We start from the raw sequence: 269 nt of genomic DNA, 5'->3' as shown, positions 1-269 counted from the left end.
GTCTGATTGAGGCTGGCGTAAAGCTTGAACCGTTCATGCACGTCCCAGTCCAGCGAGGTTCCCAACTGCAGGTCAGCATCGACTTGTTGCAGTGATAGCCCCAGTACTGCAGCAGGATGCATCAGGTAGTTGGAAAGGGCACCGAACACCGGGCTCTGTTCACGATCGCCATCCCCGTTGCTCAGCAGCTCGACCTGCTGGCCCAGATAAAGGTTGTAGCGCCAGCGGTTATCCATGTTCTGCCACCGGCTGGGCTTGTAGATGGACAC

Annotated in this window: 1 protein-coding gene; it reads right to left on the bottom strand. The window is 57.2% G+C overall.

What is annotated here, in order from left to right; all coding sequences use genetic code 11:
* Positions 1-269, bottom strand: a 269-nt coding sequence (locus SB754_RS20540) for a hypothetical protein (protein WP_410784209.1), incomplete at both ends; no start/stop codon positions are given.

The organism is Leifsonia sp. SIMBA_070 (assembly GCF_046534635.1).
Taxonomy (GTDB): domain Bacteria; phylum Actinomycetota; class Actinomycetes; order Actinomycetales; family Microbacteriaceae; genus Leifsonia.
This window is presented reverse-complemented; position numbering and strand designations above follow the sequence as displayed.